This window comes from Micromonospora foliorum, from assembly GCF_022229015.1.
Taxonomy (GTDB): Bacteria; Actinomycetota; Actinomycetes; order Mycobacteriales; family Micromonosporaceae; genus Micromonospora; species Micromonospora foliorum.
Window position 1 is genome coordinate 1 of record NZ_JAKKFF010000425.1, and the last position, 6348, is coordinate 6348.

The 6348-nt window shown below is 70.3% G+C and carries 3 protein-coding genes; all 3 read right to left on the reverse strand.

The genetic code is table 11. The features are described 5' to 3' along the window. Positions 1 to 341: 341 nt before the first annotated feature. On the reverse strand, positions 342 to 2330 hold the full coding sequence (gene uvrC, locus PSH25_RS26530) for an excinuclease ABC subunit UvrC (protein ID WP_238661630.1): 1989 nt from the start codon (positions 2328 to 2330) through the stop codon (positions 342 to 344). A 178-nt stretch (positions 2331 to 2508) separates the two neighbouring features. Continuing rightward, positions 2509 to 2994 (reverse strand): Rieske (2Fe-2S) protein, encoded by a 486-nt coding sequence (locus PSH25_RS26535; RefSeq protein WP_238661631.1) that lies wholly within the window; start codon positions 2992 to 2994, stop codon positions 2509 to 2511. Positions 2995 to 3162: 168 nt separating this feature from the next. Continuing rightward, positions 3163 to 6108: an excinuclease ABC subunit UvrA gene (gene uvrA / locus PSH25_RS26540; protein WP_238661632.1), complete on the reverse strand. Its 2946-nt coding sequence runs from the start codon at positions 6106 to 6108 to the stop codon at positions 3163 to 3165. Positions 6109 to 6348 lie beyond the last annotated feature (240 nt).

The following is a 6348-nucleotide window of genomic DNA, read 5'->3' on the forward strand; positions in this document are numbered from 1 at the left end:
CCGACCCGACCCAGCCCAACCCGACCCGGCCCCGCCCACGGCCCGACCGACCCGACCCAGCCCAACCCGACCCGGCCCCGCCCACGGCCCGACCGACCCGACCCGACCCGGCCCCGACCCGGCCCAACCCGGACGCAAGGGCCGAAACGACACCTGGCCAGGCCGTTCACCCATCCAAGATCGTGCTCGATCCAGGAAACAGGGCCCTCCACGGGCCTTGAGGCCACTACAACCAGGATCGAGCACGATCATGCGTGGCGCGACCGACCATCACCGGGCGAGCGTGGGCAGCCAGCGTGAGCTGATTAGCCGCCTCCAGTCGGGCGGGGCGAGGACAGGCCTCAGGTGGCGGGCTTCGCCTCTGCGCCATCGCCGGCCTTCGTGTCCTTGTCGAGGGCGGCCAGGATCGCCTCTGCGGTACGCCGACCCACCCCCGGCACCTCGGTGATCTCGTCGACCGTCGCGGCCGAGAGTCGCTTGAGTGAGCCGAAGTGCCGCAGCAACGCCTTGCGACGCACCTCGCCCAGGCCGGGCACGTGGTCCAGTGCCGACTCGGTCATCCGCTTGGAGCGGCGCTGCCGGTGGAAGGTGATGGCGAACCGGTGGGCCTCGTCACGCACCCGTTGCAGCAGGTAGAGACCCTCAGACGTGCGCGGGAGGATGACCGGGAACTCGTCGTCCGGGAGCCACACCTCTTCCAGCCGCTTGGCCAGCCCGCACAGGGCCACGTCGTCGATGCCCAGGTCGGCGAGTGCCTGCGCGGCGGCGGCCACCTGTGGGGCGCCGCCGTCGACGACCACCAACTGTGGGGGGTACGCGAATTTTCGGGGCCGGCCGGTGGTCGGATCGATCAGGACGCCGACCTGCGGCTCGACCGCGTCCTGCGGGGCGGCCGAGTCGTCGGCCGACTCCACGCCCACCTCGCCCGTCTCGGCCCGGGCGTCCAGATAGCGGGCGAAGCGACGCCGAAGCACCTCGGACATCGCGGAGAGGTCGTCGGTGGCGCCCCGGACGATGAACCGCCGGTACTCGCTCTTGCGGGGCAACCCGTCCTCGAAGACCACCATGCTGGCCACCACGTCGGTGCCCTGGATCTGGGAGATGTCGAAACACTCGATGCGCAGCGGCGAGGTGCTCATGCCCAGCGCCTCGCTGATCTCGTCCAGTGCCTTGCCCCGGGTGGTCAGGTCACCGGAGCGCTTGAGCTTGTGCCGGGCCAGCGCGTCCTTGGCGTTGCGTTCCACCGTCTCCATCAGTGAGCGCTTGTCGCCCCGCTGCGGCACCCGCAGCGACACCCGACTGCCCCGGTGGTTGGAGAGCCATTCGGCAAGCGCGTCGGCGTCCGCGGGCAGTTCGGGGACCAGCAGTTCGCGGGGGACGTCGGCTTCGCCGTGCTCGCCGCCGTACACCTGGGTGCAGAAGTGGTGCACCAGGTCGCCGGTGGTCAGATCCTCGGTCTTCTCCACCACCCAGCCGCGTTGGCCGCGGACCCGCCCGTCGCGGACGTGGAAGACCTGCACGGCCGCCTCGAGCGGGTCGTCGGCGAAGGCGACGACGTCCGCGTCGGTGCCGTCGCCGAGCACCACGGTCTGCTTCTCCATGGCCCGGCGCAACGCGGCCACGTCGTCGCGCAGCCGGGCGGCCCGCTCGAACTCCAGTTGCTCGCTCGCCTCGGTCATCTCGCGTTCGATCTTGCGGACCATGGTGTCGGTGCGCCCGGCCATGAAGTCGCAGAACCCGTCGACGATGGCCCGGTGTTCGTCGGCGGAGACGGTGCCGACGCACGGCGCCGAGCACTTGCCGATGTAGCCCAGCAGGCAGGGGCGACCGACCTGGCCGGCCCGCTTGAACACCCCGGCCGAGCACGTGCGCGCGGGGAACACCCGCAGCAGCAGGTCGAGAGTCTCCCGGATGGCCCAGGCGTGCGAGTAGGGACCGAAGTAGCGCACACCCTTGCGCTTGGCGCCGCGCATCACCTGCAGCCGTGGGTACTCCTCGTCGAGGGTCACGGCGAGATAGGGGTACGACTTGTCGTCGCGGTAGCGGACGTTGAACCGCGGGTCGTACTGCTTGATCCAGGTGAACTCCTGCTGGAGCGCCTCGACCTCGGTGCCGACGGTGATCCAGTCCACCGACTCGGCGGTGGTGACCATCTGCCGGGTGCGCTCGTGCAGGTTCCAGACGTCGCCGAAGTAGGAGTTGAGCCGGCTGCGCAGGTTTCGCGCCTTGCCGACGTAGATCACCCGGCCGGTGCCGTCGCGAAAGCGGTAGACCCCCGGTAGCTCCGGGATGGTGCCGGGTGCGGGGCGGTAGGTCGAGGGGTCAGCCACGCCAACAAGCCTAGTCCGCGGCACCGACAGCCCACCGCAGGCGCGTGATCCACTCGGCGTCCCGGAAGTCGGGGTGTCGGCACTCCCCGGACACCCCGACCTCCCGAGACGCGAGTCGATCCTGCGACGCCGGGCCGACCGGCCGGTCCGCGTGCGGCGGCCGGGTCAACCCGTCGGGTCAGGCCAGCGAGATCTGGTCGCCGGTGACCTTGATGTTCTTGGGTGGCAGCGGCTTGGTGGCCGGGCCGGCCTTCACCGAGCCGTCCTCGATCGAGAACTTGCTGCCGTGGCAGGTGCAGTTGATGGTGCCGCCGTCGACGTTCGTCACCGGGCAGTTCTGGTGCGTACAGATCGGGCTGAAGCCCTTGAACTGGCCCGCCGAGGGCTGGGTGATGACCACGCCCTCGGCGGCGAGGACCTTGCCGCCGCCGACCGGGATGTCGGCCGTGGTGGCCAGCGACTGGGCATTCTGCCGGTCGCCGCCGCCGGCGTCACCGGTGCTGGGTACGGCGGGACCACCACTGGTGGGTGCGTCACTGCCGCTGCCGCCGTCGTCACTGCCGCAGGCAGCCAGGACGACGGCCGCGCCGACCGCCCCGACGCCGGTGAGCAGGGTACGACGTGTCTGCGTACCCGGACCGGTCAGCGCCTGATCGTCACTCATGCCTCGCCTCTCTCTAGCCCGCTGCGCCGGTCGATAGCCGGCCACACTTCTCCACACGGGCAACTGTGCCGGATGGTTCATCGGGGCACTCGTCCGACCCGGCAAATGGGGCGGGGCGGGGCGTCAACCGCCCCGCCCCGCCCCGCCCCGCGAACACACACCGAGAGGTCAGCGCGCGCCGGCCGGCACCTTGCGGCTGGCCCGCGCCTTGGTCACGCCGTTGGCCTTGGCGGCCCGCGTGGTGGCGGCAGCCGCACCCTTGGCCTTGCCGTCGAGCTTGAGCACCTGGCGCAGGAACTCACCGGTGTGGCTCTCGGCCACCTCGGCGACCTCCTCGGGGGTGCCGGTGGCGAGCACGGTGCCGCCGCGGTGACCACCCTCGGGGCCCATGTCGATCAGCCAGTCCGCGGTCTTGATCACGTCGAGGTTGTGCTCGATGGTGATCACCGTGTTGCCCTTGTCGACAAGCCCTTCCAGCACCATCAGCAGCTTGCGGATGTCCTCGAAGTGCAGACCGGTGGTCGGCTCGTCGAGCACGTAGACCGTCCGCCCGGTGGAGCGCTTCTGCAGCTCGGAGGCGAGCTTGACCCGCTGCGCCTCACCGCCGGAGAGGGTCGGCGCGGGCTGGCCGAGGCGGACGTAGCCGAGGCCGACGTCGACGAGCGTCTTGAGGTGCCGGTGGATGGCCGGGATGGCGGAGAAGAACTCGGCGGCCTCCTCGATCGGCATCTCCAGCACGTCCGAGACGGTCTTGCCCTTGTAGTGCACCTCCAGGGTCTCCCGGTTGTACCGAGCGCCCTTGCAGACCTCGCAGGGGACGTACACGTCGGGGAGGAAGTTCATCTCGATCTTGATGGTGCCGTCACCCGAGCACGCCTCGCAGCGCCCGCCCTTGACGTTGAAGGAGAACCGTCCCGGGCCGTAGCCGCGTACCTTCGCCTCGGTCGTCTCGGCGAACAGCTTGCGGACGTGGTCCCAGACCCCGGTGTAGGTGGCCGGGTTGGAGCGCGGCGTCCGGCCGATCGGCGACTGGTCCACGCCGACGACCTTGTCCACGTGCTCCAGACCGGAGACCCGGGTATGCCGGCCGGGCACCAGCCGGGCGCCGTTGATCTGGTTGGCCAGCACCGCGTACAGGATGTCGTTGACAAGCGTCGACTTGCCCGAGCCGCTGACCCCGGTGACCGCGATGAGCTGGCCCAGCGGGAACGAGACGGTCAGGTTGCGCAGGTTGTGCTCCCGCGCGCCGTGCACCACCAGCTCCCGGGCCGGATCCTGCGGGCGGCGGCCCGTCGGCGTCGGGATCGACCGCCGGCCGGACAGGTACGCCCCGGTGATCGACTCCTTGTTCTTCAGCAGCGCCGGCACCGAGCCGCTGTGCACGATCTTGCCGCCGTGCTCGCCCGCGCCGGGCCCGATGTCGACGATCCAGTCGGCGGTGCGGATGGTGTCCTCGTCGTGCTCCACCACGATCAGCGTGTTGCCCAGCCCACGCAGCCGGATCAGGGTCTCGATCAACCGGTGGTTGTCGCGCTGGTGCAGCCCGATCGACGGCTCGTCGAGCACGTAGAGCACGCCCACCAGGCCGGAGCCGATCTGGGTGGCCAGCCGGATGCGCTGCGCCTCACCACCGGAGAGCGTGCCGGCCGGGCGGTCCAGGGAGAGGTAGTCCAGGCCGACGTCGAGCAGGAACCGCAGCCGGGCGTTGATCTCCTTGAGGACCCGCTCGGCGATCATCTTCTGCCGGTCGGTCAGCTCGATGCCGGCGAGCAGGTCGGCGCACTCCCCCACGGACAGGTTGCAGACCTCGGCGATGCTCTTGCCGGCCAACGTGACCGCGAGCACCTCGGGCTTGAGCCGGGCACCGCCGCAGGCCGCGCACGGCACGTCGCGCATGTAGCCCTCGTACTTGTCGCGGGACCACTCGGACTCGGTGTCGGAGTGCCGGCGTTCGATCCACTGCACCACGCCCTCGAAGCCGGTGTAGTAGGAGCGCTCACGGCCGTACTTGTTGCGGTAGCGCACGTGCACCTGGTCGTCGGAGCCGTGCAGGATCGTCTTCTGCGCCCGCGCCGGCAACGCCCGCCACGGGGTGTCGATGTCGAAGTGCTGGGCCTCGCCGAGCGCCTCCAGCAGGCGCAGGAAGTATTCCAGGTTGTGCCCGGTGGACCAGGGCTGGATGGCACCCTCGCGCAGGCTGCGCTCCGGGTCGGGGACCAGCAGCTCCGGGTCGACCTCCTTCTTGGTGCCCAGGCCGGTGCACTCCGGGCAGGCGCCGTATGGCGCGTTGAAGGAGAAGACCCGGGGCTCGAGATCCTCGATGGCGAGCGGGTGGTCGTTGGGGCAGGCCAGGTGCTCGGAGTAGCGGCGCTCGCGGTCCGGGTCGTCCTCGGGAAGGTCGACGAAGTCGAGCAGGACCAGGCCGCTGGAGAGGCCCAGGGCGGCCTCGACCGAGTCGGTGAGCCGCTGCTTGGCGCTCGGCTTGACGGTGAGCCGGTCGATCACCACCTCGATGGTGTGCTTCTCCTGCTTCTTGAGCTTCGGCGGCTCGGTCAGCGGGTGCACCACGCCGTCGACCCGGGCCCGGGCGTAGCCCTTGGCCTGCAGCTCGGCGAAGAGGTCGACGTATTCGCCCTTGCGCCCACGGATCACCGGGGCGAGGACCATGAACTTGGTGCCCTCGGCCATGGCGAGGACCCGGTCGACGATCTGCTGCGGGCTCTGCCGGGAGATGCGCTCGCCACAGACCGGGCAGTGCGGCTCACCGATGCGGGCGTAGAGCAGGCGCAGGTAGTCGTAGACCTCGGTGATGGTGCCGACGGTCGAACGCGGGTTACGCGAGGTGGATTTCTGGTCGATCGAGACGGCCGGGCTCAGGCCCTCGATGAAGTCGACGTCCGGCTTGTCCATCTGACCGAGGAACTGCCGGGCGTACGACGAGAGCGACTCGACGTAGCGGCGCTGCCCCTCGGCGAAGATCGTGTCGAAGGCCAGGCTCGACTTGCCCGACCCGGACAGCCCGGTGAACACGATGAGTGCGTCCCGGGGCAGGTCGAGACTGACGTCACGCAGGTTGTGCTCGCGCGCGCCACGGATGATCAGTCGGTCGGCCACGGTACGTGTACTCCCGGGAGAAGATGAAGCAAAGGATTAGTCCCGCTCTGGGTGCTTTTGAGCGGTCGTGCGGGCGCGGAAAACACGCCTCGGCAACTCTAGCCCCGAGGTGTGACAGTTTTCCCCGCCCGCACATTCCCCCAGCTCAGCCCGGTCGGCCGCACCACCGAAAGCCCGGGCGCCCGCGCGTCGGCGGGCGCCCGGTCAGTAGCCGCCGGGCGTCGGCGGGCGCGCGGCCCG